This is a genomic window from Luteibacter sp. P4_E6, from assembly GCF_056401535.1.
Map to the genome: position 1 here is coordinate 1 of NZ_JBFUJE010000017.1, position 26,152 is coordinate 26,152.

Here is a 26,152-nt window from a genome sequence, read left to right on the forward strand (position 1 = left end):
CCCCCGGGCGAAGCAAGGCCGGGGACGAGCCTGCCACGGTCGAGATGACCACGGCCCCCGGCACGGGCAAGGGCAACAGCCTCTCGCCGTCGGTGAAATTGAGCGCCACGACATAGCGCTCRTCGCCATCGCAACGTTCGTACACCATCACGGCGTCATCGACGGCGAGCAGCCGAAAGCTACCGACGCTCAGCGCGCGACTGTCACGGCGCAGGCAAAGCAGCGCTTTGTAGAGCGACAGCAGGGACGCATGATCCTCCGCCTCGCTGGCCACGTTGCAGGTCGCGACGTGGTCGCCCACGGGCAACCAGGGAATACCACGAGTAAACCCCGCGCCTTCACGGGGAAACCAGCGCATCGGCGTGCGTTGCGGATCGCGACCGAGGCCTTTGCCGGGCTCGTTGAGCTCAAAGGGGTCACGCACCTGGCCCGGCGTGATCACCCCGTCGTGCATGCCGATCTCGTCGCCGTAATACATCGTCGGCGTGCCCCGCAGGGTCAGCAGCAACACCGCGGCGACGCGGGCCTGCAGGTCACCTACGCGCGAGGCGACGCGCGGCTTGTCATGATTGCCAAGCACCCAGTTAGGCCAGCCGCCGACGGGCAACGCCGCTTCGTAGCGCTCGACCAGGCTGGCGATRGTTCGCGCCTCCCACGCCGTCCCAATCAGCAGGAAGTTGAACGGCAGGTTCGCGCCGTCCAGGTTCTCGCCGTAATAAGCGACGATCCGGTCCAGCGGCAGGTAGAGCTCGCCGATCAAGACCCGCTCGGGAAACTCGTCGATGACATCGCGCATGGCGGTCACGATGCCGAGCACCTCCGGCAGGTCGGCCGTGTAGACGGGAAGGAACCGGTTCGCCTCCGAATCGATGCCCTCGCGATACGCCGGGTTGAGCGGGTTGTCACGGAACTGCGCGTCCTTCATGACGTGGTAGAGCACGTCCACACGGAAGCCATCGACGCCACGGCGGAGCCAGAAGCGCATGGCGTCGTACATGGCTTCGCGGACGACCGGATTGCGCCAGTTGAGGTCGGGCTGCTTGTCRAGAAAGAGGTGCAGGTAGTACTGGCCCGTGGGCGGGTCGAAGGCCCAGGCGCTGCCACCAAAATTGGACAACCAGTTGTTCGGCGGACCGCCACCGGGCGCAGGATCGCGCCAGAGATACCAGTCGCGGAAGGCGCTGTCGCGCGAACGCCGGCTTTCGCGGAACCAGGGATGTTCGTCGGAGGTATGGTTCGGCACGAAGTCGAGGATGATCTTGAGGCCCAGGGCATGGGCATCGGCAATCAGGGCATCCATGCTTTCGATATCGCCGAAAAGCGGGTCGATGCCGCGATAATCGCTGACGTCGTAGCCGAAATCGGCCATCGGTGAGGGAAAGATCGGCGATATCCAAAGCGCACGGACGCCCAGGCCCGCCAGGTAACCGAGTTTGGCGCGGATGCCTTCGAGGTCGCCGATGCCGTCGCCGTTGGCGTCCGCGAAGGAGCGCGGGTAGATCTGGTAGATGACGCCGTCTTGCCACCAGAGGGGGTGTGTCATGCCCGTACCTTGTTGATCGATGTGAGGCGTCGCTGCGGGCCATCGCCGATGAATCGGCTCCTACATGGAGCCGTGGCCAACAGAATGTTGGGGGGAATGTGTAGGGAACGCCTTCACGCGACTCCTCGTAGGCTCTTGCTCCTACCTCGTGCACCGGCTGCCGTCATGATCAACGACCTCTGGTACAAGAACGCGATCATCTATTGCCTCTCCGTGGGAACCTTCCAGGATTCCAACGGCGACGGCATCGGCGACTTCCAGGGACTCGGGCGCCGGCTGGATTACCTTCAAGGCCTGGGCGTGACCGCCGTGTGGCTCATGCCGTTCCAGACCTCGCCCTGCAAGGACGGCGGGTACGACATCAGCGACTATTACAACGTCGACCCGCGCTACGGCACGTTGGGCGACTTCGTCGAGTTCACCCATGCGGCGCATCAGCGCGGCATGCGCGTGCTGATCGACCTTGTGGTGAACCATACCTCGGACCAGCACCCCTGGTTCCGCGAGGCCTGTCGCGATCCCGACTCGAAATATCGCGACTGGTACGTGTGGTCGAAGACGCGACCGGCCAACGCGAACACCGGCATGGTGTTTCCCGGCGTGCAGAAAAGCACCTGGAACTACGAGAAGAAAGCCAAGGCCTGGTACTTCCACCGCTTCTACGATTTCCAGCCTGACCTGGACACCTCGAACCCGTACGTGCAGGCAGAGATCCTCAAGATCATGGGGTTCTGGACACAGCTGGGCGTCTCCGGCTTCCGCATGGACGCCGTGCCCTTCGTCATCTCGACCAAGGGCGCGGACGTAACGAAGCCGAAGGAACAGTTCGACATGCTGCGCTCGTTCCGCGAGCTGCTGCAGTGGCGCCAGGGCGACGCGATCATCCTGGGCGAAGCGAACGTGCTGCCGAAAGACGATCTGGAATATTTCGGCGACGACGGCGACCGGCTCCAGATGATGTTCAACTTCCAGGTCAACCAGAACCTGTTCTATGCGCTGGCCGCCGGCGACGTCAGGCCGCTGGTCGGCGCACTGGAGAAGACCCGGCCCCGACCGTCCACGGCGCAGTGGGCCATGTTCCTTCGAAACCACGACGAACTCGATCTCGGCCGGCTGACGAAGCGCCAGCGCGATCGCGTGTTTGCCGAATTCGGGCCCGACAAGGACATGCAGCTCTACGATCGCGGCATTCGCCGGCGCCTTGCCCCCATGCTGCGCAACGACCGTCGGCGGCTGGAGCTCGCGTACAGCCTCATGCTGACCCTGCCCGGCACGCCGGTCATCCGCTATGGGGACGAAATCGGCATGGGCGACGACCTCTCCCTGCCCGAGCGTGAGTGCGCGCGTACGCCCATGCAATGGTCCACCGAGCGGCTCGCCGGCTTCACCGATGCGCAGCGCGCGGTGAGCAAGGTCATCGGCGACGGGCCGTTCGGCTTTCCTCACGTCAACGTGGCCGAGCAGCGACGCGACCCCGGCTCCCTGCTCAACTGGATGGAACGTGTCATCCGCATGCGCAAGGAGGTGCTCGAAGTGTCCTGGGGCGATTTCGACGTGCTCCCGCTCGATGACAACGCCATCCTGATGGTTCGCTATACCTGGCGCGGCAATGCCGTGCTGTTCTTGCACAACCTCTCCAACGCGCCGTGCGAGGCGGCATTCACCCTGTCCGAGCCCCTGGTCAATCTTTTGTCGGACGACCACAGCCAACCTGACGGCCGGGGAAAACACCGGATCCTGCTGGAACCGTATGGGTACCGCTGGTTCCGTGAAGGCGGACTGGGCTACGTGCTCCGGCGAAAAGAAGTCGACGGCGTGTGAGAACCAGGTGTTGCAGATGTGACATACCCCATTAGGGGGTGGCCGGCGATCCTTGCGTGCGCAATGCTTCGATCCACATCCGATTTCCCATGAGGATCGGCCCATGTATCGCGCCGAAGCAGCCTGTATCGCCACGACACCGCGTACGGCCACCGTCATCGTTGACCTGGCCCAGCGCTCCGCCGCGCTGGATCGCGGTGACGGACCGAGGGGAAGGCATAGCCTGCTGCACGAGTTGCGCCAGCGCGATGAAGTCATCGAGATCCTGCTCGAGGCCGTCGACGGTCTCGAGGACGAGCTGTTGCTCGTTTATCGCGCCAATCGCATGGCGGACGAAGGAACGGGGGCCATCCTTTTTCGGCGGCAACGCCCCGCCGGCACCGAGGCGACGCACCCGCCGGCCGTGCACACCCTGGCCCAGGTACTTTTCGACAGTCTTCGGGCCGAGGCGCCAAACGCGCCCCTGCTCGCCCACGTGGCACTGGCCCTGCGGGCCATCCTTCCCTGTACGCCCGGACGAGACGACCCCGGCGCGCCGCGCGGCGGTCTCGCGGGCTGGCAGGAGCGCCGGGCCATTGCCTATATGGAAGAGCGGCTCGACCAGTCGTTCCCGGTCTCCGATGTCGCCGAGGCCTGTGGCCTCTCCGTCAATCATTTCTCACGCGCCTTCCGCCGCAGCATCGGCAAGCCGCCGCACCGCTGGCTCCTCGACCGGCGCATCGAACGCGCGCAGGACATGCTGCGGATCAATCATCTCTCGCTGGCGGATATCGCGCTGGCCTGCGGCTTCGCCGAGCAGAGTCACTTCACTCGAGTATTCACCCGCACCGTCGGCATGCCGCCGGGCGCATGGCGTCGCTCTGCCGATTAAGACCTACAAATGCGGGTCGGAAACGCCAAACGATTGTGCTTTCAGTCAATCCATCATTCCATCGGCTACGTATCCTTTCACGTACGACAGCGGCATCGGCAGGAACATGAGCGGCGACGACGATAACAACAGCGGGGCGGCGCTCGACCTCGGCCGAGACCTCATGTTGGCGGGATCCCGCCTGCGCGATGCCGTTGGCCGTCGCGCCCAGCGCGAGTTCGGCATCACCGCGCTGCAGAGCGACATGCTCCTGCTGCTGGCCACGCGTGGCAGCATGATTTCCACCGAGCTGGCTTCCGCCTGCGGCGTCAACGCCAGCACGGTCACCCATGCGGTGGATGCGGGCATCGAGCGCGGACTGATGCGCCGCGTACGCAACGAAGCCGACCGCCGCCTCGTCGACATCGGCCTCACCGTGGCAGGTAAGCGCATGGCCGAGCGGGTCCGCGCCCTGGTGGCCGATCTCGCGCGCGGCGCGCTCGCAGGCCTGGGCACGCCGGACCTGGCCGTCCTCGCGGAAAGCCTGGCCCAGGTCACCCGGAATCTCGAGAAAGATTAGGCCGCGCGGCGACCGAAGATCAGGTACAGGCCGAACAGCGAGAAGATCGCCCCGGCCCCACCGTCGATCCAGCGACTGGCCCGGACATAGCCCCGGCGCATGGCCGGCAGGGCGAAGATGCCGGCGACCACGGCGAACCACAGCATCGTTTCCACCGTGATCATGGCCCACAGGCCCCAGCGTGCGCCCGCCGTCATTTCATCGCCGACGAAGGCCGAGAAGATCGACGCAAAGTAGATGGCTGCCTTCGGGTTGGCCAGGTTGGTCGCCAGCCCGCGTACGAGTGCCTTCCAGGGACTGGAGCCGCGCACGTCCACCGTCGGCGCCACGGCGTCAGGCTTGGCCCGCCAGGCGGCCCGGAGCAGCTGAAACCCCATCCAGCACAGGTAAGCGCCGCCAAGGATGGCGATACCGCGCTCCAGCCACGCCAGCCTTTGCAGCAGCACATGCAGCCCGAGCAGGGCCAGGGCGGCCCAGGCGGCCACGCCAAGGGCGATGCCGACGACACCGGCCAGGGCCTCGCGTCTCGACCGGCTTGCCGCCAGCTGGGAAACGAAGAAGAAATCCGGCCCCGGCGTGATCAGGGCGACGATGTGGACGAGGGCGATGGTCAGGAAGAGGCTCATGCGCAAAGGGTAACCCAGACCGGTCTCAGTCCCAATTTCGCGGGCTACCTTGCCCCACAAGGCCACCTCCCGTAACCTCCCGTCTCTCAACGAGTTCACGAAAAGCGGTCACGGGGCTACCCCCGGCCTTCATAGGGGTAAGTCACGATGCTCGGTCTGTTGGGCCATGTAGGGTTTGGCCTGTTCGGTCTGGCGATGCTCATYGCCATCGCCTTCTGTTTTTCGAACAACAAGCGGGTTGTCGACTGGAAACTCGTCGCCACCGGTATCAGCCTGCAGATCGCCTTTGCGGCGGTCGTGCTCAAGGTGCCGCTGGGCCGCGACGTCTTCGACGCGATCGCCACCGGTTTCGTGCACCTGCTCGACTATGTCGACGTCGGTTCGCGCTTCATCTTCGGCAGCCTGCTGGACAGCTCCAAGTTCGGCGTGATCTTCGCCGTGAAGGTGCTGCCGACCATCGTGTTCTTCGCCGCCCTCACCGGCGTGCTGTACCACATCGGCGTGATGCAGCAGATCGTCAAGGGCATGGCCTGGGTCATCACCAAGGTGATGCGCGTCTCCGGTGCGGAGACCACCAGCGTCTGCGCCAGCGTGTTCATCGGCCAGACCGAAGCGCCGCTGACCATCAAGCCCTATATCGAGCGCATGACCCAGGCTGAGCTCATGACCGTCATGATCGGCGGCATGGCGCATATCGCCGGCTCGGTGATGGCCGCCTATGTGGCGATGCTCGGCGGCGACGATCCGGCGCAGCGCATGTTCTACGCGAAGCACCTGCTTACCGCGTCGGTCATGGCGGCCCCGGCCACCATGGTGCTGGCCAAGATCCTCGTGCCCGAAACGCAGGAGCCGCTCACCCGCGGCACCGTGAAGATCGAGGTCGAGAAGACCACCGCCAACATCATCGATGCCGCTGCCACGGGCGCGGGCGACGGCCTCAAGCTGGCCATGAATGTCGGCGCCATGCTGCTCGCCTTCATCGCCCTCATCGCCCTCGTCAACGGTCCGGTGCAGTGGCTCGGCACGCTCGGTGGCGACCACAGCCTCAATGCCTGGCTGTCCGCCGCTAACGGCCACGAGATCAAGCTCAGCCTCGAAACCATCTTCGGCTGGGTGCTCTCGCCGATCGCCTGGCTGATCGGCGTGCCCTGGCAGGATGCAACCCTCGTCGGCAGCTTCATCGGCGAGAAGGTCGTCATCAACGAGTTCGTCGCCTATGCCGACCTCGCCAAGCATCTCGACCAACTGCTGCCGCAGAGCCGCCTCATCGCGACGTATGCGCTGTGCGGCTTCGCCAACTTCTCGTCCATCGCGATCCAGATCGGCGGCATCGGTGGCCTCGCCCCAAATCGTCGTGGCGACCTCGCCCGCCTCGGCCTGCGCGCCGTGCTGGGTGGCTCCATCGCCACGTTCATGACGGCGACCATCGCCGGCGTGCTCGAGCAGTTCTGAGGAATGACCGCCGTACGTCTTATCGTCATCGGCGGGTACAGCGAAGAAGAGCGCTGGCAGACAGCGCAGCTTCCACGCAATGGTGAGCCCGCCTATGCCGATAACTTCGAGCGTCGGCCGGGCGGGAAGGCGTTTCATCAGGCCGTCGCCGCGTCGCATGCCGGCGTGGCTGTCGGGCTTATTGCCGCGATCGGCGATGACGTGATCGATCCGTCCGGCTTGCCGCCGTTGGTCGACGCGCGCTGGCAGATGACGCCAGGCGCGCGTACCGGGCGTACGGCTTTGATTGTCGACGCGAAGGGGCAGACGATTTCCGCGCTGTCCTCAGGTGCCAACGATCATCTTTCCGTGGACTTCGTTGCCACGCAGTCGGATCTTTTCGACTCGGCGAAGGTGCTGTTGATCTCCGCCGAAGCGAATATCGATACGGTGGCGGCCACGCTTGAGCTCGCTGGCTCGAAAAGGCTGTTGCGCATTCTCGATCCCGGCCCGCTTCCGCCGGCACTGTCGGTCCGCGAGTTCGCCAGCACCGACGTGTTGCTGTTGAGCCTGCACGAGTTCGCACGCTGCTGCGGCCGCTTCCTCTCCATCGACATCACCGCCAGCACGGTAACGGGCATGGACGACACCACCATCAACGCCCTGGCCCGCCGCCTCTGCGCCGGCACCGTCGTCGTCTCGCTCGACAAGACCTGCCTGGTCTCCCACGGCACCGACCGCCACGGCGACAGCGCCGACGTCTACCGCGCCGGCTCCTGCGGCCTCGGCGACGCCTTCAAAGGCACCCTCGCCGCCAAGCTCGTAGACGCCCCCTGCTTCCGCGATGCCCTGACCGCCGCCTGCCTGGCTTAGCTTTCTGTGGGAGCCGCTTCAGCGGCGATGCTCTCCGCCCACGAAACAACTACCGCCCCACCCTCACCTCGTAAACCGCCTTCCACCGCTTCCCGGTAACGAACAGGCGATCGTGCGCCGCGTCGTACGCGATCCCATTCAGAACATCGTTGGCAGGGTCGCCCACCGTCTGCGCCTCCACCAGCTTCGTCATATCGATCCACCCCACCACGTGCCCCGTCTTCGGATCGATCTGCGCAATCCGCGGCGTCTGCCACACGTTGGCGTAAATCTTCCCCTTCACCCACTCCAGCTCGTTGATCTGCTGCAACGGCACGCCATTCGCCGTCACGCTGATCGAACCGGTCTGCGCGAAGGTCTGCGGATCGAGGATGCGGATGACCGGCGTGCCGTCGCTCATGTAGATGTGGTCGGCATCGCGCGTCATCGCCCAGCCTTCGCCCGGATAGCGAATCTGGTCGATGAGCTTGAACGTGGCCTTGTCGTAGATGAAGCCGACGCCCTGCTGCCAGGAGAGCTGCAGGATGCGCTGGTTCGAAGCGATGATGCCTTCACCGAAATAGCCTGCTGGCGTGTCGCGGCGCTGGACCACTTCGCCGGTTTCCAGCTTCACCTTGCGCACGCCCGCCCCTTCGAATTCGCCGGTGCTTTCGTAGAAGAAGCCGTCTTCGTAGAAGAGGCCTTCGGTGAAGGCGGTGGGGTCGTGGGGATAGGTGTGGATGATGCGGTAGGGGTGGACGGGGATGTTGTCGGCTTGGGCGCAGGCAGCTGGGACCAGGGCGATGGTCAGGCAGGCCCACAAGGTTTTGCGGGCGATGGGGTGATTCATTGCGAAGGGTCCAGCGTTCGGTAGGCGGCAGTGTAAGCGCGGTTACACGATTGCACGCAACCCCTTGTCAGCGAGGATATTGAGCAGCTTGAGCGCGGGGCCGGTGGGACGTGTGTCGCCCTGTTCCCACTTACGTACGGTAGACGTGGATGTGTGCAGATGAAGTGCGAATATGGGCTGGCTGAAATTGAGCTTGTCGCGCAATCCCCTGATGTCATCGGCACTGAAAGCACGCACGGGCGGAGGACAGATGGCGTCAAACTCACGCATCGTCACCTTATCGACTATTCCAAGCCTGTGAAATGCAGCCATGTCACTCCGCACTGATTCGATGATCTTGCTCGCCACAATAAATCTCCATTAATTTGCCGTCTTCCACGGCCCGCGACACGTCCTCAGCGGATAGGCGTAGAAGAATCTTCCCTTCAAACTGCAGATGCCTACGCTCATCGTCCGAAATGTTTGCTACCGCATGCTTGGCGAAGCCGTGCAGAAACACGTGGCGGCGTCCGATGCTAGCTGCCAGCAGCGTGCGGTAACCACCACTCTTGCCAGTGCCCTGACGTGCCACTCTTTTCTTAAAAAGACAGCCGCCAAGCTCCGCATCAACAAGGCCGCCTTCCATCTCCTGCACCGCTTTGCACAACGCGGCATCAGGAAGACGTTCCCGTGCCTGCCATCGCGCAAAGTCCCTTCGCTTGAGGACCCTCATGTCCAGCCCGTCCTTGTGAGTATGCCCGTAGCGGGCATGTTTCTCCACTTTAGGTGCCGGCCCATTGAGCGGTAAGGCGGGTCAGCCGATAGCGCGTGACGGCGATTTACGCTTTCATGTGTAGGAATGCATCGGGTCGAATGCGGCGTAAAGCGAGCGAATCTTGGACGGACCCGTAGCGAGTCGCGAGCACCCTTCGCCGATGAATCGGCTCCTACCGATCCAGCGCCGAGCTGTTGCGGCGAGATGGGATTTGCGGAGGAGCCGCTGGGACATGAGCTGCGCAGCAGCTAGCCGCTTACGCATAAAAAAACCGCCGGCAAGAAGGCCGGCGGTTCGGTCACTCAAAGCGATCTATCAACCGTTCTTTTTCAACCAGGCGTCGACCGCCGGCAGGCGCTGCGTGCGCACCATGTTGCGGTAGCGGATGGTGGTCACCGCGGTCTCGGCATCACGACGCGAGGTCGGGGCGATGCTCTTCTCKGCGAAGGCCTGCAGCTTGTCGATCGTGGACAGTTCGAGCGAGCCGGAGGCGAGGCGCGGGTAGTAGCGCGAGGCAGAGGTCGAGTCGACGAAGCTGTCGACCTTGTCCTTGTGCGCCACGGCGAAGTCGAAGGCCAGTTCCGGATGGCGACGGGAGACACCCGAGATCAGTGCGGCGCTGTTGGTCTCGCCGGCTTCACCGGTCAGCGCGAGGTCGAGTGCACGCTTGGCCAGGGATTCGTCTTCGGTCTGCGCGAGCAAGCCGTACAGGCGGTCCTTCACCAGCGGGGACTTCTCCGCCTTGGCCGCCTCGTGCATCTTGTCCCAGGTGGCCACGTCAGCATGCTCGGCGACGACGCTGAGGATCACCTTGCGCAGTTCGGCCGGCATCGTGTCGGTCTCGTAGCGATGACGTGCCTCGGCAATGACTTTGGTATCGCCGAGGATGCCAAGCGTGGCGATGAGGGACGAGCGCAGGATCGCGACCGGTGCCTCTTCGCCTGCCTTCGCTTCCCAACCGACCTGAGCGAACTTCGGCGACAAACGCGCGATGGCGTACTTGCGCAGCACGGCCTGGCGCTTCGTGTCTCCGTGGTAATAGGCGTCGAGGGCGTTGAAGTCCCCCRCAATGCTGTCCCACAACTGCGGCGGCGCATCCAGCGGCGCGACCTTGATGAGGTCGAGCACATCCGACGCCGGCTCGAGGCCCGCCATGCCCAGCGACCACACGTCAGCGAAAACACCGAGCTGATCGATCGGCTCGAGCTTGGCAAAGTTGCCGGTCAACGCCTTCACCTGCGCCGGCTGATACAGCGTGCGGAAGTAACCGGTCTGGCCGGCGTTGACGACGACAGGAGCGCAACCGGCCACGGTGATCGTGCCCGAACCGTTCTCGAGCAGGGTGGTCGTCGCCGCGCCGCCAATCGTCTTCGCAATCACCGGCACGTGCCAGGCAATCGCCTGCTTGTCGGGGCGGTCGCGAGTGAACTCACCCTGCGCCAGCTTCAGCGTGGTCGAACCATTCGTGCACGTCGCCGATTCCACGCGCACCAGCGGAATGCCCGGCTGAAGCGTGAAGTCGTGCGCGATGGTGCTCACCGGCTTGCCAGCCGCCTTATCGATTTCCTTCCAGAGATCGTTCGACACGGTGTTCGAATAGGCGTGCGCCTTGATGTAGGCCTGCACGCCCTTCTGCCATGCATCCGGACCCACATAGGCCTCGAGCATACGGATGACGGACTCGCCCTTTTCGTAGGTGATCTCATCGAACGCCTGGCTGGCCTGCTCCACCGTGTCGATCTTCTGCACCACCGGATGCGTGGTCGCGACGGCGTCGCGGGACATCGCGCCCTCGCGCGTGGCGATCGCGTAGAGGTTCGTGTGCCATTCCGGATGCAGGCGCTCGGTGGTGCGCGACGCCAGCCACGAGGCGAAGCCTTCGTTGAGCCAGAGGTCGTCCCACCAGCGCATGGTCAYGAGGTCACCGAACCACTGGTGCGCCATTTCGTGCGCGGCGGTGTTGAAGACTTCCTGCTTATCGGCCTGCGTTGAAATCGACGGATCGAGCAGCAGCGCGTATTCGAAGGTGTAGATGGCGCCCCAGTTTTCCATCGCCGCGAAGAACTGGCTCTGGCCCGGCGACGCGATGTTGTCCAGCTTCGGCAACGGATACGGCACGCCGAAATACGCGTTGTATTCCTTCATCACGTCCTTGCCCGTGTCCAGCGTGAACTGGGCCTGCGAGGTCAGTCCCTTCTGGGTGATCACGCCGATCTCGACGCCATCGGACATCGTGGTGGCGCGGTCGAACTCACCCACGCCGAAGAAAAGCAGGTAGGTCGACATCTTCGGCGTCTGCGCGAAGGTCACCTTCTTCAGGCCGTTGCCGAGATCCTTGCTCGACGCGACGGGCATGTTGTTCACCGCCATATCGGCGGCGGGCACGGTCGCATCGACGGTGAAGGTAGCCTTGTACGCCGGCTCGTCCCACGAGGGGATAAAGCGGCGCGCGTCGGAATTCTCGAACTGCGTGTAGAGCGCGCGCTTCTTGCCGTCGCTCTTGGTGTCATAGTCGATGGCGAACAGGCCGTTGGCCTGCGTGCCGATCTTGCCCGTGTAATCCATCGCCAGGCGATAGCTACCGGCCGGAATCGCGTGGTCGAAGGTGAACGTCACCGTCTGCGCGGCGGCGTCGATGGCCACCTTCGGTGCAGCGAAYTTCACCTTGCCCTTGACCGGCGTGAGCGTGACGTTGGCGAACGTCATGTCTTCTGCGTTGAGCGTGATGGACGAGGTCGAATCCAGCACGTCCACGGCGATCGCGACCTTGCCTTCGAACGCCAGCTTGTCGGCATGCGGTACGACGGAGACGTCGTAATGCGTCGGACGGACGCCGCGCGGAAGCTGGGTGGTGGCGAGCTGATCGCTGGTGTCGGCGGCCGGGGCGGCAAACGCCGCGGTGGTCAGGCCGGCGAGCGCGAAGGCAATCGCGGAGACGAGAGGTGTACGCATGATGGAGATCCCAGGGGGTGCGTCGCCCTGCCGGCAGCTCCGGCGGAGTCGATTACCCTGATGCTGGGGCACCGGTGGAGGCCGGAGAAGCGCCGGAAGTCATGGTCGCAGGATCTTGCGGGTACTGCTCTGGCTGCGCCGCTACCAGAACTTCCACCAGGCGGGCTTCTCCAGCCGGCGCATGGCCTTCAGGTGGCCGCGCTTGGCCGCCTTGCGGTACCAGGCGCGGGCAATGGCAGCGTTGCGCGGCACGCCTTCGCCGCGCTCGTGAAGCAGGCCGAGCTCGAACTGGGCGTCGGCATGTCCGCCGCCAGCGGCGGACCGGTACAGACGCACCACCTCCTCGAGGTTACGCGGCACGCCGCGCCCATGATCGATCATCTGTGCCAGGGCGTACTGAGCCGGCACGTGACCGCGATCGGCGGCCAGGGCCAGCCATCGAACAGCCTCCGGTTCGTTGCGAGCGACACCGTCGCCCGAGGCCAGGCGCTGGCCGAGGAGGAACTGGGCAGGGGCATCCTGCGGGCCGATCTGGCTGATGCGTTCCGTCCCGGCGGGAGTCTCCGCGGCCTCGGCGTCCAGCTCGGTCATTCGCTGCTTCGCTTCACTGTCGCCCTGGGCGGCCGCGCGACCCAGCCACAACCGGGCCTGCTCGCGATCGCCGGGARGATCGCTGGCTTCCAGGTACATCTTGCCGAGGGTGAACTGGGCGATGCTGTTACCCAGCTCAGCCGCGCGGCGGAAGTGATGCGCACCCATGGCGGCATCGCGGGTCACGCCGATGCCGTCGACATACATGTGGCCGAGGCTGCACAACGCGTCGCTGAAACCCCGTGCTTCGGGGTGCCCGCGCTCCACCGCCTTGCTGTAGAAGGCGAAGGCAAGCTCGGCATCGCGTGGCACGCCGCGACCGAAATAATGGGATACGCCGAGATTCACGCACGCCTGGACGTGACCCTGGTCGGCGGCCAGACCCCACCAGTGCAGCGCTTGAGCACGGTCCGCATTGACGCCGTTGCCGCGGGCATAGAGCGTGCCGAGTGCGCACTGCGCGTCGGGAAAACCGGCCTCCGCCGCACGGCGGAACCAACCGGCAGCCTCGAAGGGATCCCGCGGTACGCCCATGCCCTCGGCATAGTGCGAGGCGAGGCGGCACTGGCTTTCCAGGTGGCCCTGTTCCGCCGCGCGGCGAAACCAGTGCACGGACCGCGAGCGGTCCTGGGTGATGTGTTCACCTTCGAAATACATGGTGGCCACGCGGAATTGTGCCTGCACGTCGCCGAGCTGGGCGTCCCGTTCGAGGGAGCCGAACCGCTGCAGTGCATCCATTTCCGCGGCGAACCGACGGTCGCCCAGCAGCGTGCCTGTCTTCGCTTCCGACATCCCGTTCCCCTGAACCGCCTGCCGATCGTGCGCGCATCATAGGGGGATAAGCGGCCGGAAGATATCGGCTTTTTGGGCAGGTTATTTTCCCTCTGGCGATGAAACTGATCACGCGTTCCGACGGTTTTTCCCGGGGCCCCCAGGGCGGACCATAAGCCCCTGCCCAACGGAGAACCCCATGAAAGCCATCGTCTACACCCAGCACGGCCTGCCCCTCGACGACGCCAACGCCCTGGTCGAGATCGACTTGCCGAAGCCGAAGCCCGGTCCGCGCGACCTGCTCGTCGCCGTCCGCGCCGTGTCCGTAAACCCCGTCGATACCAAGCTCCGGGCCGGCGTGCCGGTGACCGAGCCGCGCATCCTGGGCTTCGACGCCGTCGGTACGGTTGCCGAGGTGGGCAGCGAGGTCAGCCTCTTCAGGAAGGGCGACGAGGTGTTCTACGCCGGCTCCATCGTCCGGCCCGGCAGCAACGCCGAGTTCCAGCTGGTCGACGAGCGCATCGTCGGACACAAGCCGGCCAGCCTCGACGATGCCCATGCGGCCGCCCTCCCACTCACCGCCATCACGGCGTGGGAACTGCTGTTCGACCGGCTGCGCGTGCCCGAAGGCGGCGGCGAAGGCGAGACCCTGCTGATCATCGGCGCCGGTGGTGGCGTCGGCTCCATCCTGGTCCAGCTGGCCCGCAAGCTCACACGCCTCAACGTCATCGGCACGGCCTCGCGCGAAGAGACCTCACGCTGGGTGCGCGACCTCGGTGCGCATCACGTGATCGACCATAGCAAGCCGCTCGCTGCTCAGCTCGCCGCACTCGGCGTCACCCACGTCGACCACGTGGCGGGTCTCACGCACACCGCCGACTACTACGAGCAGATCGTCGACATCCTCAAGCCGCAGGGCCAGTTCGGGATCATCGACGACCCCGCCACGCTCGATGCCATGAAGCTCAAGAAGAAGGCGATTTCACTGCACTGGGAGTCGATGTTCACCCGTTCCATGTTCGAAACGCCGGACATGATTCGCCAGCACGAACTGCTCGCTCGCGTCGCGGCATTGATTGACGACGGCACGCTGCGTACCACGCTCGGCGAGAACGTCGGCAAGATCGACGCTACCAATCTGCGTCGCGCCTATCAGCTCGTCCAGAGCCACAAGGCCCGGGGCAAGCTGGTCCTTGCCGGCTGGTAGTCCCGCGATTTGGCGGCCCTTCTGGCGTTGCTGCCTAGTCGAACATAGCGTGGACACTGGCCAGCAAGCCTTCGATCTCGAAGGGCTTGGTGATCATGTCCATGCGGGTGCCGAGAAAGCGCGAGCGCTGCAGGGCGTTCTCGGCATAGCCGGTCATGAACAGCACCGGCAAGGTCGGACGCCAGGCACGCGCCACTTCAGCCAGGTCCCGGCCGTTCATGCCGGGCATGCCGACGTCGGTCAGCAACAGGTCGAGACCCTCATCGCCACGCAGCACGCGCAGGGCGTGGTCGATGTCGCCCGTGGCAATGCATTCATAGCCGGCACGGACCAGGATTTCCTCGGCCATCATGCGTAAGGAGTCCGTGTCCTCGACGATCAGGATGCGCTCGCCGTTGCCGCCGCTGATTGGGGCCGTGCGCTGCATGAGGGGAACCACTTCGCCCTGGCCGACCGGCAACAGCAGGGACACGGCGGTGCCCTCACCCACCGTGCTGACGATGCGCGCGTGGCCGCCCGACTGCCGGGCAAAGCCGTAGATCATCGACAGGCCCAGGCCCGTGCCCTGACCGAGCGGTTTGGTGGTGAAGAACGGCTCGAACACCTTCTCGAGAATCTCCGGCGCGATGCCCCCGCCGTTATCGACCACCGTAAGGACCACGTACTCGCCGTCGGCGAGCTGGGCATCACGTTCAATCCGCACCTGCGCCGTGGTGACCCGGATCTCGCCCTGGCCATCCATCGCGTCACGCGCGTTGATGACCAGGTTGATCACCGCATTTTCCAGCTGGTTCGCGTCGACGCTGGCGATGGCGGGCGACGCACCGAGTTCGAGCGCCAGCGAGATGTGCTCGCCGATCGTCCGGCGCAGCATGTCTTCGAGCGAACGCACACGGTCGTTGACGTCGGTGGCCTGGGCATCCAGCGGCTGTTGGCGCGCGAAGGCAAGCAGGCGGTGGGTAAGTGCCGAAGCACGTCGCGCCGAGCCGAGCGCGGCGTCGGCGAAACGCTGCACGCCCTGAGTCTTGCCCGCTTCCACCGAGCGATTGATCAGGTCGATACCGGTAATGATGCTGGTAAGCAGGTTGTTGAAGTCGTGCGCGATACCACCGGTGAGCTTGCCCAGCGCGTCCATCTTCTGCGCCTGCAACAGCTGAGACTCGCTGCGCTCGCGCTCGGCGATCTCGATCGCCAGCTGCGTGGTCGCCGTGTCGATCTGTTCCAGCTGCGATCGCTCGCGCAGGCGTTGTTCGGTGACATCGTCGATGAAGACCAGCCCTGCGTCGTCGCGGTAGGGCGTGACCCGCCACTCCGTCTCGCGCACGCCCAGCGCACTGTGCATGGACAGATCACCGCGCCAGCGCTGCCGTGTCGCGAGGGTCTGCCGCATCTCGCCGAGCAGCTCGTCCTGGCCGGCGATGAAGCAGCCATCCAGTGAATCGTCGCAGCCCGCGTCGCCGGCCAGCCGACGAAACGCGTCGTTGGCCTCGATGACCTTGAGATGGCCGTCGACCACGCCGATGGGTGCGGCAATATTGATGAATATCTCGCGGAAGCGCGCTTCGGACTCGCGCAGCGCGTCTTCGGTTTCACGCACGCGCAACAGGGTGCGGATGGTCGCCAGCAACACGTCCGGATCGACCGGGTGGATCAGGTACGCATCCGCGCCGTTGTCGAGGCCCGTGATCATGTCACCGGTTTCGATCGAGGCGGCCGACACATGGATCACCGGAAGGAGCTGCGTCTCCGGCGAATCGCGCAGTTTTCGCACGATGTCGAAGCCGGTCATGTCCGGCAGGTTCACGTCGAGGATGAGGCCGGCGAAGTCATTCGCGGCGATCATGTCGAGTCCTTCCGATCCGGTACCCGCCTCCAGCACGGTATAGCCGTGACGCTCCACGGTGCGACGCATGGCATAACGCGTGGCCGCGTTATCGTCGACGATAAGCAGTCGGTTATTCGGCGGCATCGAGGGCATCTTCGGCCACCTTCAACGGCAGCACGACATGGAACACGGAGCCCACGCCCGCCTTGCTCTCCAGGCCAACTTCGCCACCCAGCAGGTGTGCGAACTGCCGGCATAGCGACAGACCGAGGCCCGTGCCGCGCAGGCGTTTCTGCAGCGGCGAGTCGACCTGGGCAAAATCCTCGAACAGCACGCCCTGCAATTCTTCGGGAATGCCTATGCCGGTATCACTCACGGCAAAGCGTACGTGGTCGGGGCCTTCCATGCCGGCGGAGACACGCACTTCGCCACGCGGCGTGAACTTCAGTGCGTTGGAAATGAAGTTGCGCAGGATCTGGGAAAGTTTCTTGTCATCGGTATACAGGCGCGGCATGCCCTCCGGCGCTTCGAAGATCAGGTCTGCTTCGGTGCCATCCACGATCGGACGAAACATGCCGCGTAGCGCGGTGAACAGATCCATCAACTCGAACCAGGCCGGCGAAATGGTGATCCGACCGGCCTCGATCTTGGCCAGGTCGAGCAGGTCGTCGACCATGTCGCTGAGGTCGCGCGCGGCGCCGCTGACGAAGGCCAGCTGCTTGTGCTGTTCCGTGGTCAGTGGGCCGTCCAGTTCGTCATCGAGCAGCCGCGTGATGCTCAGGATGGAACCCAGCGGCGTGCGGAACTCGTGACTCATATAGGAGAGGAACCGGCTCTTCAGTTCCGAGGCCTGTCGAAGCTGCTCGGCCTGGTTGTCCAGCTCCGCGTACAGCGCGAGTACGCCCTGGTTCGTTTCGTCCAGTTCCGCGCGCAAGGCGTCGTTCTGGGCGCGAAGGCTGTCGATGTCGTCGGGGCCACTCATACGGAAGTCTCCAGGCGGATCGCAAGCACGGCCGAATCATCGCGGCCACGCGAGAAGTCCCGATGCAGCAAGGCGGTCACCACGGCTGGGTGACGGGTCACCAGGCCAGGATAGTCACGCAGGTTCCAGCGCGACTGCAGCCCGTCGCTGTGCAGGATAAGCAAACGGCCCTGCACCGGCGAGAAGTCGAACGGCTGCCGGGGTCGCGCCCGTGTGCCGACAATACCCGGATGCGACGCAAGGCCGCGCGTGCCCTCCAGGTCGTGCAGGCTACCGGCGATATTACCCAGACCGGTGAAGCGAAGCGTATCGGTCCTGCGGTCGTAGCGAGCTACCGCCACGGCGCCGCCGCGCGTGCCATGCATCGCGGCATCCATCGCGGCAAGCGCCGTGACCGGTTCGCTGCGCGCCTCGGTGAGCCAGGCGTCCGTGCCCGCTCGTGCGGCGGCATGCGCCAACGGCCCGTGCCCAAGCCCGTCGACGACCATCGCCGAGATGGCCCCGTCACCCAGGCTCATCGCCCAGCCGTCGCCACTCACGGCCTCGGTATGCAGTGGATGGTGGCTCGCCCCGAAGCGCACATCGGCGCGGGAGAAGCCCTTCGGGTACAGGCGTGCCAACAGGACCGAACCCCGCTGGTCGGCATACATGTCGAGCACGTCGGCTACGCGCTTGACCGCGCCCAGCCCTTCTCCTCGTGTTCCGCCCGTCGAAAAGCCGTCCCGCAGGCAGTCGGCAAGGTTGAATCCGGGGCCGCGATCCACGGCGATGAGTTCCACGCCACACGTTCCCACGCCGGGAACGACGGCGACATGAATCTCGCCGGTTCGCGCGTGCTTGAATATGTTGGTAGCCAGCTCGGTGGCCACGAGTGCCACGCGGGCCGCGTCCGTCTCGTCGAAACCCGCCCGCGTGGCTTCACTCACTGCCACCCGGCGCGCATGCCCGATCTGGCTGCTGTCTTCTACGCGGAGCACCACCGTGGGTTCTCCGGCAAAGGTCACGTCCATTTGCAGATCATGACCCGGGTACCTTGCCCAGGCGCACTTTCCACGGAAAAGTCGTCTACCAGGCGCTTCGCGCCGGTAAGGCCGAGGCCGAGGCCGCCGCCCGAGGTCCAGCCATCGGTCATTGCCAGCTTCATGTCCGCAATACCCGGGCCCTGGTCGCGAAAGGTCAACCGCAGTCCCTTGCGACGCTCTTCTTCGAGGATTTCCCAATCCATGTCGCCACCGCGGCCGTAGACCACGGTGTTGCGCGCCAGTTCGCTGGCCGCGGTCACCAGCTTGGTCTGGTCGACCAGACGCAGGCCCGCTTCCACCGCGAGCTTGCGCGCGGTCTGTCTTGCCAGCACCACGTCCTGTTCGATGCGAACCGCCTGAGTGCCGCTTCTGAGAACGTTCATTCCGACTGCACGCGTTCACGCAGGAGGCTCATGCCGCGCTCCACGTTCAGAGCGGTGATCACGCCAGGAAGCGTCAGGCCGAGTTCGACAAGCGTGATCGCGACGGCTGGCTGCATGCCGACCACCACGGTCTGTGCATCCATGATTCGCGACAGGCCGGAAATGGTGCCGATCATGCGACCGATAAACGAGTCGACCATGTCCAGCGCGGAGATGTCGATGAGCACACCGCGCGCCGACGTCTTGCTGATCCGGTCGGAGAGGTCGTCCTGCAGCGTCATGGCGAGTTCGTCGTGCATGTCCACCTGGATGGTGACCAGCAGGAAGTCGCCCATGCGCAAGATGGGGATGCGTTCCATCAGGTCGCCTTGGTGACGGTAAGACCTGCGCGCTTCAACGCGAGCGCCAGCGCATCGGCGAGGTTTGCCTTGGTCACGATGCCCTGCAGGTCCAGACCCAGGTGCACGATGGTCTGCGCGATCTGCGGACGCACGCCGCTGATGATGGCGTCGGCACCCATGAGGCGGATGGCCGTCACCGTCTTGAGCAGGTGCTGTGCGACGAGGGTATCGACCGTGGGCACGCCGGTGATGTCGATGATGGCGATTTCCGCGCCGGTTTCCACGATGCGCTGAAGCAGCGACTCCATGACGACCTGGGTGCGCTGCGAATCCAGCGTGCCGATCATCGGCAGCGCCAGCACGCCGTCCCACAGCTTCACCACGGGCGTCGAAAGCTCGAGAAGTTCTTCCTGCTGGCGGGCAATGACTTCCTCGCGCGACTTCTGGAAGGCGCGGACGGTGTACATGCCCAGCGCGTCGAGGAGTTCGGTCACTGCCCAGAGCTGACCGCCGAGCTCGGCCGGGTTGCTTGCGTACTGTGTGTGGACGAGTTCGAACAGCGGGCGTTTCAGCGAGAAGATGAAGTTGGCCGTGGTGTGCGAGTCGAAACCCTGCAGCGCGCGGCTGCGCGAGAGACCGTCGAGGAATGCGCGAACGTCCGACCATTCGCTGGCGGCGATGTTGGCGCTGTCGCCGTTGTTGGTGCCGGCCAGCAGCAGGCGCAGGAAATCACGCGTCTGTGTCTCGAATTCGGCGTGGTTGATGCGGGAATCGCGCGAGGCACCGCTCGCGTCGAGGTTGGCTTGCCAGCTGGCCAGCAGCTGGCTCTCGTTCTTGCGGGTGGCGTCGATCGTCTGCTGGCTGAGTGCTGTCATGGTCATCCCCTTAAAGCACGTATGATGCGGCCCAGCCGTTAGCAAGGGAATAGCACACGGCATACCGGGTCCGTTGACGCCGGGTTCACACCGAACCCGTTATTTGCGTCGCCGATAACATCATCGATTACCTCGTGAAGTGCCCTTCCATGACCCAAGATAAACCGCTCTTCGTTCTCCTTGTCGAGGATGATCCCGCCATCCGCGAGATCTCCGCGATGATCCTCGAGGACGCGGGCATGACCGTGCACACCGCCTCGAGCGGCGATGAAGCGGAACGCTGGCTCGAAACCGGCAAGGCCGACGTACTGTTCACCGACGTGCGCATGCCGGGAGGGATTTCCGGGCAGGAGCTCGCCACACGTCACGCCGACATGAACGTGCTGGTGACGTCGGGCGAGGCCAAGGAGCAGCATGCGTGGCTGCAGGCGAGCATGGGTTACCTGGCCAAGCCGTATGACCGGAAGGCGTTGTTGGCCGCGCTTCGGGACGTGGCTGCCTGAGGATTGTCGCGGGGCGATGGGTACTTGCGGCAGCCCTACTTCGCGCCCACCGCAACCTTGACCCCGCGAACCTCATCCAACCCAGCCTTGGCCTTGGCGTCGTCAGGCTTCAGTTTCAGGCAGGCCTGGTAGGCTTTCATTGCGTCGTCGTAACGCTTCAGCTGCAGCAGATCGAATCCCTGCCCGGTATGCGCCCGGCACAGGAAATCGTTCTTCTCGGCGTCCTGCCAGGTATCCATGAGATCGATGTTCCGGATCGCCGCACGATAGAGCTTGTACGAGTCGTCGTAGCGACCCTGGCGCTGGTTCACGAACGCCAGCTCGCCCAGGAACTGCGAATCCTTCGGCGATAACTGCAGCGCCTTGTTCAATTCGACATCGGCTTCCGGAAAGCGGCCGAGGTCGCCATAGGCATACCCGCGCGCCCAATACGCCATCGCCCAGGCCGGGCCGATGTTGAGTACGCGCTTGCCGGTTGCCGGGTGTTTCTTGTCACCGGTCGCGAGGGCCGCATAGTCCAGGGTCAGCGCCGGTCCGCGAGCGGAATAGATCTGGTCGGGGCTGTTCGCGTATTGCTTCTCCAGCCGGGTCACGACATCCGCCAGGGGGCCGTCGATCGCCGCCTGCGGCTTCCCGGCCTTGATCATGCTGATGCCGTCGCCCACTTCCTTGTCGTCGGAATTCAACTTGACCGGCTTCTCCGACTGCGGCGTCTCCCTCGGAGGCAGCGCTGCCGCACACGCGGCAAGCGACACCACCACACACGCAACCGCGGCGCGCTTCCAGACCGTGAACATCGCAGGCACCCTCATTTTCGATGAGGCAAAGCTTGGGAAACGCACCTGTCGGCAGGCTTTCAGCAAGAAATCACGGCTCATCCGCGATCGATGATGCGGTTGATCTTGCCGCTGTGGAAACCGAATTCCGAGGTGCCCTGCATCTCGATGATGCTGCCGGCACCCGGACCATCGGGGATGTCCTCGGCGATCTCACCGTGGAATTCGATCGTCGCGATAACGACGGTGCCTTCCTCGTGCATCTTCAACAGCTTCTGATGGCGCGAGGCGAACAACGCCGCGCCCACGCGGGCCAGCTTTTCCAACTCGGCCTTGCCGTTGGTCGCCACACTCAGTTCGTCGCCGGTGTGGTGCTCGAAGCGCACGTCGTCCGTGACCAGGGCCAGCATGCGATCGATGTCGAAGTGGTTGTACGCGTCGATATAGGCATCGATGAGAGCGTGGCGTGCGGCGTCGATCATGGTCGCGGATTCCTGGGTGGTGTCGAAACGTGGCGTTCGCGGAAAAAGTCGATGAACACGCGCAGCTTGCGCGGCACGTGCACACGGCTGGGATAGTACAGATGGAAAGCGCTGAACGTCGGCCAGAAGGCTTCCAGCACGGGCAGCAGCCGGCCGCTGTCGAGGTCGGTCCGGACCAGCTCCTCGAAGTGGCAACCGATGCCGACGCCCTGCCGGGCTCCCTCGATCAGCAGGTCGGCATCGTTACTGATCATCGACGGCGTGGCCTCGACCTCGATGAGGCGGCCGTCCTGCTCGAAATCCCAGCGCATCAGGCTGCGCTCCTGGTCCAGGCGAATGCACGCGCAACGATGGGCAAGCAGGTCGGCCGGCGTGCGCGGCACGCCGTGACGGGCCAGATAGGCCGCCGAGGCGAAGCTCGCCAGCCGGTGCGGCCCGCCGATGGGCACGGCGACCACATCGTTAGCCAGGCTTTCGCCCAGGCGAAAGCCTGCGTCGAAGCTGCCCGCGATGAGGTCCTTGAAGCGGTTGTCGCAGTGCAGCTCCACGACCACGTCCGGATAGGTGTCCATGAACTGGCCAAGGTGAGGCATGACCACGAGGTCCGCCACCACGCGCGACAGGTTGATGCGCAACACGCCGGCGGGCGCCTCACGCGACTCGTCCACGGCATCCACGGCCCGGGCAATGGCGGTCAGGCCGGTCTGCGCCTCGGTCAGGAACCGGCGCCCGATCTCGGTCACGCCGACCCGTCGGGTGGTGCGGTCGAGCAGGCGCACACCCAGACGGCCCTCCAGCGTGCGGACGGTCTGTGAGAGGRCCGAGGGCGACACACCCAGTTCCCGGGCCGCGCGCGTAAAGCTCTCGTGGTGAGCGACACGGGCAAAGGCGGAAATCGCGGGCAGCAGCTCGGGCGGCATCGCAGCGTCCATTATGAAGCAGTGCTTCAAAGCCTATCACCTGATAGCCCGTTTATCCAGGGGCAATCGCGCGACTATCGTTGGCGGCATACCTCCACGGAGTACGCCCCATGAGCAAGCGCCTCAACGACTACATCACCCTCGGCCGCTCCGGCCTGCGCGTCAGCCCCGTCTCGCTGGGCACGATGACCTTCGGCGAGGAATGGGGCTGGGGTGCCGGCGAAACCGAGTCCCGCACCATGCTCGACACCTACATGGAACGCGGCGGCAATTTCATCGACACCGCCAACTTCTATACCGGCGGCACATCGGAAACCCTGCTTGGCAAGTTCCTCGCCGGCCGCCGCGACCACGCGGTGATCGCGACCAAGTACTCGCTGACGACCGACCCCACCAACGCCAATGCCTCCGGCAACCATCGCCGCAACATGGTTCGGGCGGTCGAAGACAGCCTGCGCCGCCTCGACACCGACTACATCGACCTCTACTACCTGCACGTGTGGGATGGCCTGGTGCCGGTCGACGAAATCATGCGCGCGTTCGACGACCTCGTCCGCAGCGGCAAGATCGTCTACGCCGGCATCTCCGATACCCCGGCGTGGCAGATCGCCCGCATGCAGACACTGGCCGACCTCCGCGGCTGGGCGCCGCTGGTCGCGCTGCAGATCGAGCACAGCCTCATCGAGCGCACGGTGGAGCACGACCTCCTGCCGATGGCACAGGAACTCGGCCTCGGCGTGCTGGCGTGGTCGCCGCTGGGCAGCGGCGTGCTGTCGGGCAAGTACTCGCGGGCGGACGTCGAAAAGCATAAGGGTGGCGACATGTTCAACGGTGGTCGTGCCGCTGTTGCCGCCGGCATGGGTTCGCTGAGCGAACACAACCTCGACATCGTCGATGCACTGAAAGCTGTCGCGGAAGACGTGGGGCATACCCCGGCGCAGACCGCCATCGCCTGGCTGCTCGCGAAGCAAGCCCCGACGATCATCCCGATCCTCGGCGCACGCACCGCCGCACAGTTCGAAGAAAACCTCGCCGCCCTGGAAGTCACCTTCACCGACGAACAGATCCGCAAACTCGACGAAGCCAGCGCCATCAGCCCGATCTTCCCGCACTCGTTCCTGCCGCGCGTACACGACACCGTCCGGGGCGGCGCCAACGTCACCCGCGTATAGGTGCGTTCTTCTGTAGGAGCCGATTCATCGGCGAACGGGTGCTCGCGGTAACGTTGCCCGCTGCCGCGGGATCGCCGATAAATCGGCTCCTACCGAGCAAGGGGATGCGCGTCCGGGGTGTCCACGGCATACGTCCGCGGACACACCCATGGTTGGCGAGATCCGGCCTTGCCAACGACTCTCCCTTGGCCCGCCGCTTGCAACACCGCCCCCGACCACAAGGAGCGGCTATGGCAGGCATATCGAAGCGGGTGTGGGTTTTTCTGATCGCAACAGGCGGCATGACAGCACTCGCCCACGCGAACGAACCACCCCCGGTGCATTACGACATCGGCCTCGACGTGAAAGAAAACACCGTCGGAGGCATCACCGTCCGGGCTAGCGTGCGCACCGGCGACGATGGCACCGTCGACTTCGATCCACCGAAGCAACCTCCGGCCGAGGTGCATGCTGAGAGCGGCCAACTCGACACCTCAGTGGCCGGCCGCTGGCGGGTAACAGCCACACCCGGCACGGACATCGTGCTTGCGTGGCGAACCCCGACGCCCGAGCCCATCTCCGCTCCCGACTGGGTGGCCTGGGAAAAGGTCATGCGCCCTAACGGCGCGGTGTTCTCGTATGGCGCGATCTTCCTTGCCATTCCGAGAGGTCCCGCGACGCGGGAGGCAACCGCAACGATCGCATTGCCCTCTGGTTGGCGTGCCTCCACGGCCCTGGCAAACGACACGCTGACCACAGGAGACCTTGCGTATACGTCCATCCTGGCTTCGCGTGACCTCTACTCGACCACGCGTCCGATCGGAACGACCACATTGCGCATCAGTTCCATCGGCACTCGCCAGCAAGAAACTGACGCGATCGCCACGCAGATGGCCTCCTTGTTGAGTGCATTGCGCAGCAGTGCAAACCTCCATGGCACCCACAGCGACAACGGCTCCACGCAACTGACGGTGAACCTGACGACTTTCAATGCAGGCGGAGGCCAGGGCAGCAGCGCCGGCGGGTCATCAGCAACGGTGTTTCTTTCTCACGAGGATCCTGCGCGAGGCTGGCTGTTCGAGGTACTGCGCAGTCTGGCGGCGGCGAATGACCCTGCGGCAGACACGTCCAACGCGTGGTTTACCCAGGGCTTCAACGCCTATCGCGTGGCCAGTGTGCTTCGTGCAGAGGGCATGCTCGACGACGTCACGTTCGCCCAGCACGTAGATCGAACGCTCGGCGCGTACGGTGGATCGCCCCTCCGGCGCGTGTCGAACGCGCGGGTAGTCGAGGACTACGACCGTATTCGCGAGATGCAAAGCCTGCCCGCCGCGCGTGGCGAGCTCTTCGCCTGGCTGGTCGATGCGCGAATGAAAGGGGCGACCCAGGGCCGAAAGGACCTGGCGGATGCGCTCCGCAGGATGGACGCCGAACCGGCCACGATGAGCGCCACCCGGGACCCGGGTCCAACCTTGATCGCTGCCGTCGCCGCCGAAGGTGGCGGCGACATCGCGCCGCTCTACCAGCGCTACATCGTCGATGGCGAGCTGCTGCAGCTGCCACGTGATGCGCTCGGCCCCTGCTTCAGCATCGGTACCGTCGCCTACGACTACGGCTGGCAGCAACAGCATGTTTTCGCCAAACCACCAAGCCAGTGCAACACCGCCGCCATGTAGGAGCCGATTCATCGGCGAACGGGTGCTTGCATCGAACTGGCCCGCTGCCGCGGGATCGCCGACGAATCAGCTCCTACCGGGCGAGCGACGCGGTCGCTAGCCTTGCCGGATGACGGCCACCCCCGTATGTTCCGTTCTTCCGTCCCGATCGAGCTGCCGCCGATGTCGCACCCGCAGGAATCGCCACCCGAACAGCACCTCAGGCGTAGCCTGTCGAACCGACACCTGCAGCTGATTGCCATCGGCGGCGCCATCGGTACCGGCCTGTTCATGGGCTCGGGCAAGACGATCAGCCTGGCTGGACCGTCCATCCTTTTCGTTTACCTGATCATCGGCGTGATGCTGTTCTTCGTCATGCGCGCCATGGGCGAGCTGCTGCTCTCCAACC

General features: G+C 64.8%; 25 protein-coding genes and 1 pseudogene. 10 read left to right on the plus strand and 16 right to left on the minus strand.

Going from position 1 to position 26,152, the window contains the following annotated elements:
• Positions 1 to 1,543: alpha-amylase family glycosyl hydrolase (locus tag AC1DT2_RS02565; protein ID WP_477294033.1), on the minus strand; the 1,543-nt coding region annotated here is incomplete at its 3' end.
• Between the two features lie 165 nt (positions 1,544 to 1,708).
• Here AC1DT2_RS02565 and AC1DT2_RS02570 point away from each other — a divergent pair.
• The 3 genes from AC1DT2_RS02570 (at position 1,709) to AC1DT2_RS02580 (ending at position 4,794) form a co-directional block, all read left to right on the plus strand.
• Positions 1,709 to 3,364 (plus strand): alpha-amylase family protein, encoded by a 1,656-nt coding sequence (locus tag AC1DT2_RS02570; protein ID WP_477294035.1) that lies wholly within the window; start codon positions 1,709 to 1,711, stop codon positions 3,362 to 3,364.
• A gap of 103 nt (positions 3,365 to 3,467) precedes the next feature.
• Entirely contained in the window at positions 3,468 to 4,235 is a 768-nt protein-coding gene (locus AC1DT2_RS02575; protein WP_477294037.1) for a helix-turn-helix domain-containing protein, read from the plus strand.
• Between the two features lie 106 nt (positions 4,236 to 4,341).
• On the plus strand, positions 4,342 to 4,794 hold the full coding sequence (locus AC1DT2_RS02580; RefSeq protein ID WP_477294039.1) for a MarR family winged helix-turn-helix transcriptional regulator: 453 nt from the start codon (positions 4,342 to 4,344) through the stop codon (positions 4,792 to 4,794).
• Here AC1DT2_RS02580 and rhtC read toward each other — a convergent pair.
• Complete coding sequence (gene rhtC, locus AC1DT2_RS02585) at positions 4,791 to 5,420, minus strand: threonine export protein RhtC (RefSeq protein WP_213949541.1); 630 nt, start codon at positions 5,418 to 5,420, stop codon at positions 4,791 to 4,793. The genes AC1DT2_RS02580 and rhtC overlap by 4 nt on opposite strands.
• Positions 5,421 to 5,567: 147 nt before the next feature.
• On the opposite strand from rhtC, the gene AC1DT2_RS02590 reads away from it, so the two are divergent.
• Both AC1DT2_RS02590 and AC1DT2_RS02595 read left to right on the plus strand, forming a co-directional pair.
• Positions 5,568 to 6,872 carry a NupC/NupG family nucleoside CNT transporter gene (locus tag AC1DT2_RS02590; RefSeq protein ID WP_477294042.1) on the plus strand — a complete coding sequence of 435 codons (1,305 nt, stop codon included), beginning with the start codon at positions 5,568 to 5,570 and terminating at the stop codon, positions 6,870 to 6,872.
• 3 nt (positions 6,873 to 6,875) lie between these two features.
• On the plus strand, positions 6,876 to 7,724 hold the full coding sequence (locus AC1DT2_RS02595; protein WP_477294044.1) for a PfkB family carbohydrate kinase: 849 nt from the start codon (positions 6,876 to 6,878) through the stop codon (positions 7,722 to 7,724).
• Positions 7,725 to 7,773: 49 nt separating this feature from the next.
• On the opposite strand, the gene AC1DT2_RS02600 is transcribed toward AC1DT2_RS02595, so the two are convergent.
• From AC1DT2_RS02600 to AC1DT2_RS02620, 5 genes are all read right to left on the minus strand, one after another.
• On the minus strand, positions 7,774 to 8,553 hold the full coding sequence (locus tag AC1DT2_RS02600; RefSeq protein WP_477294046.1) for a glutaminyl-peptide cyclotransferase: 780 nt from the start codon (positions 8,551 to 8,553) through the stop codon (positions 7,774 to 7,776).
• Positions 8,554 to 8,595: 42 nt separating this feature from the next.
• On the minus strand, positions 8,596 to 8,823 hold the full coding sequence (locus AC1DT2_RS02605; protein ID WP_231873837.1) for a helix-turn-helix domain-containing protein: 228 nt from the start codon (positions 8,821 to 8,823) through the stop codon (positions 8,596 to 8,598).
• A 43-nt stretch (positions 8,824 to 8,866) separates the two neighbouring features.
• On the minus strand, positions 8,867 to 9,265 hold the full coding sequence (locus tag AC1DT2_RS02610) for a type II toxin-antitoxin system RelE/ParE family toxin (protein ID WP_477294048.1): 399 nt from the start codon (positions 9,263 to 9,265) through the stop codon (positions 8,867 to 8,869).
• Between the two features lie 357 nt (positions 9,266 to 9,622).
• On the minus strand, positions 9,623 to 12,259 hold the full coding sequence (locus tag AC1DT2_RS02615; RefSeq protein ID WP_477294050.1) for a M1 family metallopeptidase: 2,637 nt from the start codon (positions 12,257 to 12,259) through the stop codon (positions 9,623 to 9,625).
• A gap of 141 nt (positions 12,260 to 12,400) precedes the next feature.
• The gene (locus tag AC1DT2_RS02620) at positions 12,401 to 13,642 is read right to left on the minus strand and encodes a tetratricopeptide repeat protein (protein WP_477294052.1); all 1,242 of its coding nucleotides are present in this window, start codon (positions 13,640 to 13,642) and stop codon (positions 12,401 to 12,403) included.
• 178 nt (positions 13,643 to 13,820) lie between these two features.
• On the opposite strand from AC1DT2_RS02620, the gene AC1DT2_RS02625 reads away from it, so the two are divergent.
• Positions 13,821 to 14,828: a zinc-binding alcohol dehydrogenase family protein gene (locus tag AC1DT2_RS02625; RefSeq protein ID WP_477294054.1), complete on the plus strand. Its 1,008-nt coding sequence runs from the start codon at positions 13,821 to 13,823 to the stop codon at positions 14,826 to 14,828.
• A gap of 34 nt (positions 14,829 to 14,862) precedes the next feature.
• Here the strand turns inward: AC1DT2_RS02625 and AC1DT2_RS02630 are convergent, their stop codons facing one another.
• The 6 genes from AC1DT2_RS02630 to AC1DT2_RS02655 are packed head-to-tail and all read right to left on the minus strand — an operon-like array spanning position 14,863 to position 20,256.
• Positions 14,863 to 16,797 carry a response regulator gene (locus tag AC1DT2_RS02630; protein WP_477294056.1) on the minus strand — a complete coding sequence of 645 codons (1,935 nt, stop codon included), beginning with the start codon at positions 16,795 to 16,797 and terminating at the stop codon, positions 14,863 to 14,865.
• The gene (locus AC1DT2_RS02635; RefSeq protein ID WP_213949534.1) at positions 16,784 to 17,635 is read right to left on the minus strand and encodes a sensor histidine kinase; all 852 of its coding nucleotides are present in this window, start codon (positions 17,633 to 17,635) and stop codon (positions 16,784 to 16,786) included. Before AC1DT2_RS02635 ends, AC1DT2_RS02630 begins: the two co-directional genes overlap by 14 nt.
• Positions 17,632 to 18,645, minus strand: coding sequence for an ATP-binding protein (locus AC1DT2_RS02640; RefSeq protein WP_477294059.1), 1,014 nt, complete (start codon positions 18,643 to 18,645; stop codon positions 17,632 to 17,634). Before AC1DT2_RS02640 ends, AC1DT2_RS02635 begins: the two co-directional genes overlap by 4 nt.
• Positions 18,636 to 19,040, minus strand: coding sequence for an anti-sigma regulatory factor (locus tag AC1DT2_RS02645; RefSeq protein WP_213949532.1), 405 nt, complete (start codon positions 19,038 to 19,040; stop codon positions 18,636 to 18,638). The genes AC1DT2_RS02640 and AC1DT2_RS02645 overlap by 10 nt, the downstream gene beginning before the upstream one ends.
• Positions 19,037 to 19,399: an STAS domain-containing protein gene (locus AC1DT2_RS02650; protein WP_063573796.1), complete on the minus strand. Its 363-nt coding sequence runs from the start codon at positions 19,397 to 19,399 to the stop codon at positions 19,037 to 19,039. The genes AC1DT2_RS02645 and AC1DT2_RS02650 overlap by 4 nt, the downstream gene beginning before the upstream one ends.
• Positions 19,399 to 20,256: an STAS domain-containing protein gene (locus AC1DT2_RS02655; protein ID WP_477294062.1), complete on the minus strand. Its 858-nt coding sequence runs from the start codon at positions 20,254 to 20,256 to the stop codon at positions 19,399 to 19,401. The genes AC1DT2_RS02650 and AC1DT2_RS02655 overlap by 1 nt, the downstream gene beginning before the upstream one ends.
• A 149-nt stretch (positions 20,257 to 20,405) precedes the next feature.
• Here AC1DT2_RS02655 and AC1DT2_RS02660 point away from each other — a divergent pair, with 149 nt between their 5' ends.
• The gene (locus tag AC1DT2_RS02660; protein ID WP_213949531.1) at positions 20,406 to 20,759 is read left to right on the plus strand and encodes a response regulator; all 354 of its coding nucleotides are present in this window, start codon (positions 20,406 to 20,408) and stop codon (positions 20,757 to 20,759) included.
• Positions 20,760 to 20,794: 35 nt separating this feature from the next.
• Here AC1DT2_RS02660 and AC1DT2_RS02665 read toward each other — a convergent pair whose 3' ends face one another.
• The 3 genes from AC1DT2_RS02665 to AC1DT2_RS02675 all read right to left on the minus strand — a co-directional run bounded on the left by AC1DT2_RS02665 (position 20,795) and on the right by AC1DT2_RS02675 (position 22,937).
• A complete protein-coding gene (locus tag AC1DT2_RS02665) occupies positions 20,795 to 21,556 on the minus strand; it encodes a tetratricopeptide repeat protein (RefSeq protein WP_477294064.1) in 762 nt (253 codons plus the stop codon).
• A gap of 77 nt (positions 21,557 to 21,633) precedes the next feature.
• Entirely contained in the window at positions 21,634 to 22,017 is a 384-nt protein-coding gene (locus AC1DT2_RS02670; protein WP_477294065.1) for a nuclear transport factor 2 family protein, read from the minus strand.
• Complete coding sequence (locus AC1DT2_RS02675; protein ID WP_477294067.1) at positions 22,014 to 22,937, minus strand: LysR family transcriptional regulator; 924 nt, start codon at positions 22,935 to 22,937, stop codon at positions 22,014 to 22,016. The genes AC1DT2_RS02670 and AC1DT2_RS02675 overlap by 4 nt, the downstream gene beginning before the upstream one ends.
• Before the next feature lie 110 nt (positions 22,938 to 23,047).
• On the opposite strand from AC1DT2_RS02675, the gene AC1DT2_RS02680 reads away from it, so the two are divergent.
• The 3 genes and pseudogenes from AC1DT2_RS02680 to AC1DT2_RS02690 all read left to right on the plus strand — a co-directional run.
• Positions 23,048 to 24,109: an aldo/keto reductase gene (locus AC1DT2_RS02680; protein ID WP_477294069.1), complete on the plus strand. Its 1,062-nt coding sequence runs from the start codon at positions 23,048 to 23,050 to the stop codon at positions 24,107 to 24,109.
• Positions 24,110 to 24,390: 281 nt separating this feature from the next.
• A complete protein-coding gene (locus tag AC1DT2_RS02685; RefSeq protein ID WP_477294071.1) occupies positions 24,391 to 25,764 on the plus strand; it encodes a hypothetical protein in 1,374 nt (457 codons plus the stop codon).
• A gap of 126 nt (positions 25,765 to 25,890) precedes the next feature.
• Positions 25,891 to 26,152: pseudogene (locus AC1DT2_RS02690) on the plus strand (hypothetical protein); the annotation flags it as partial.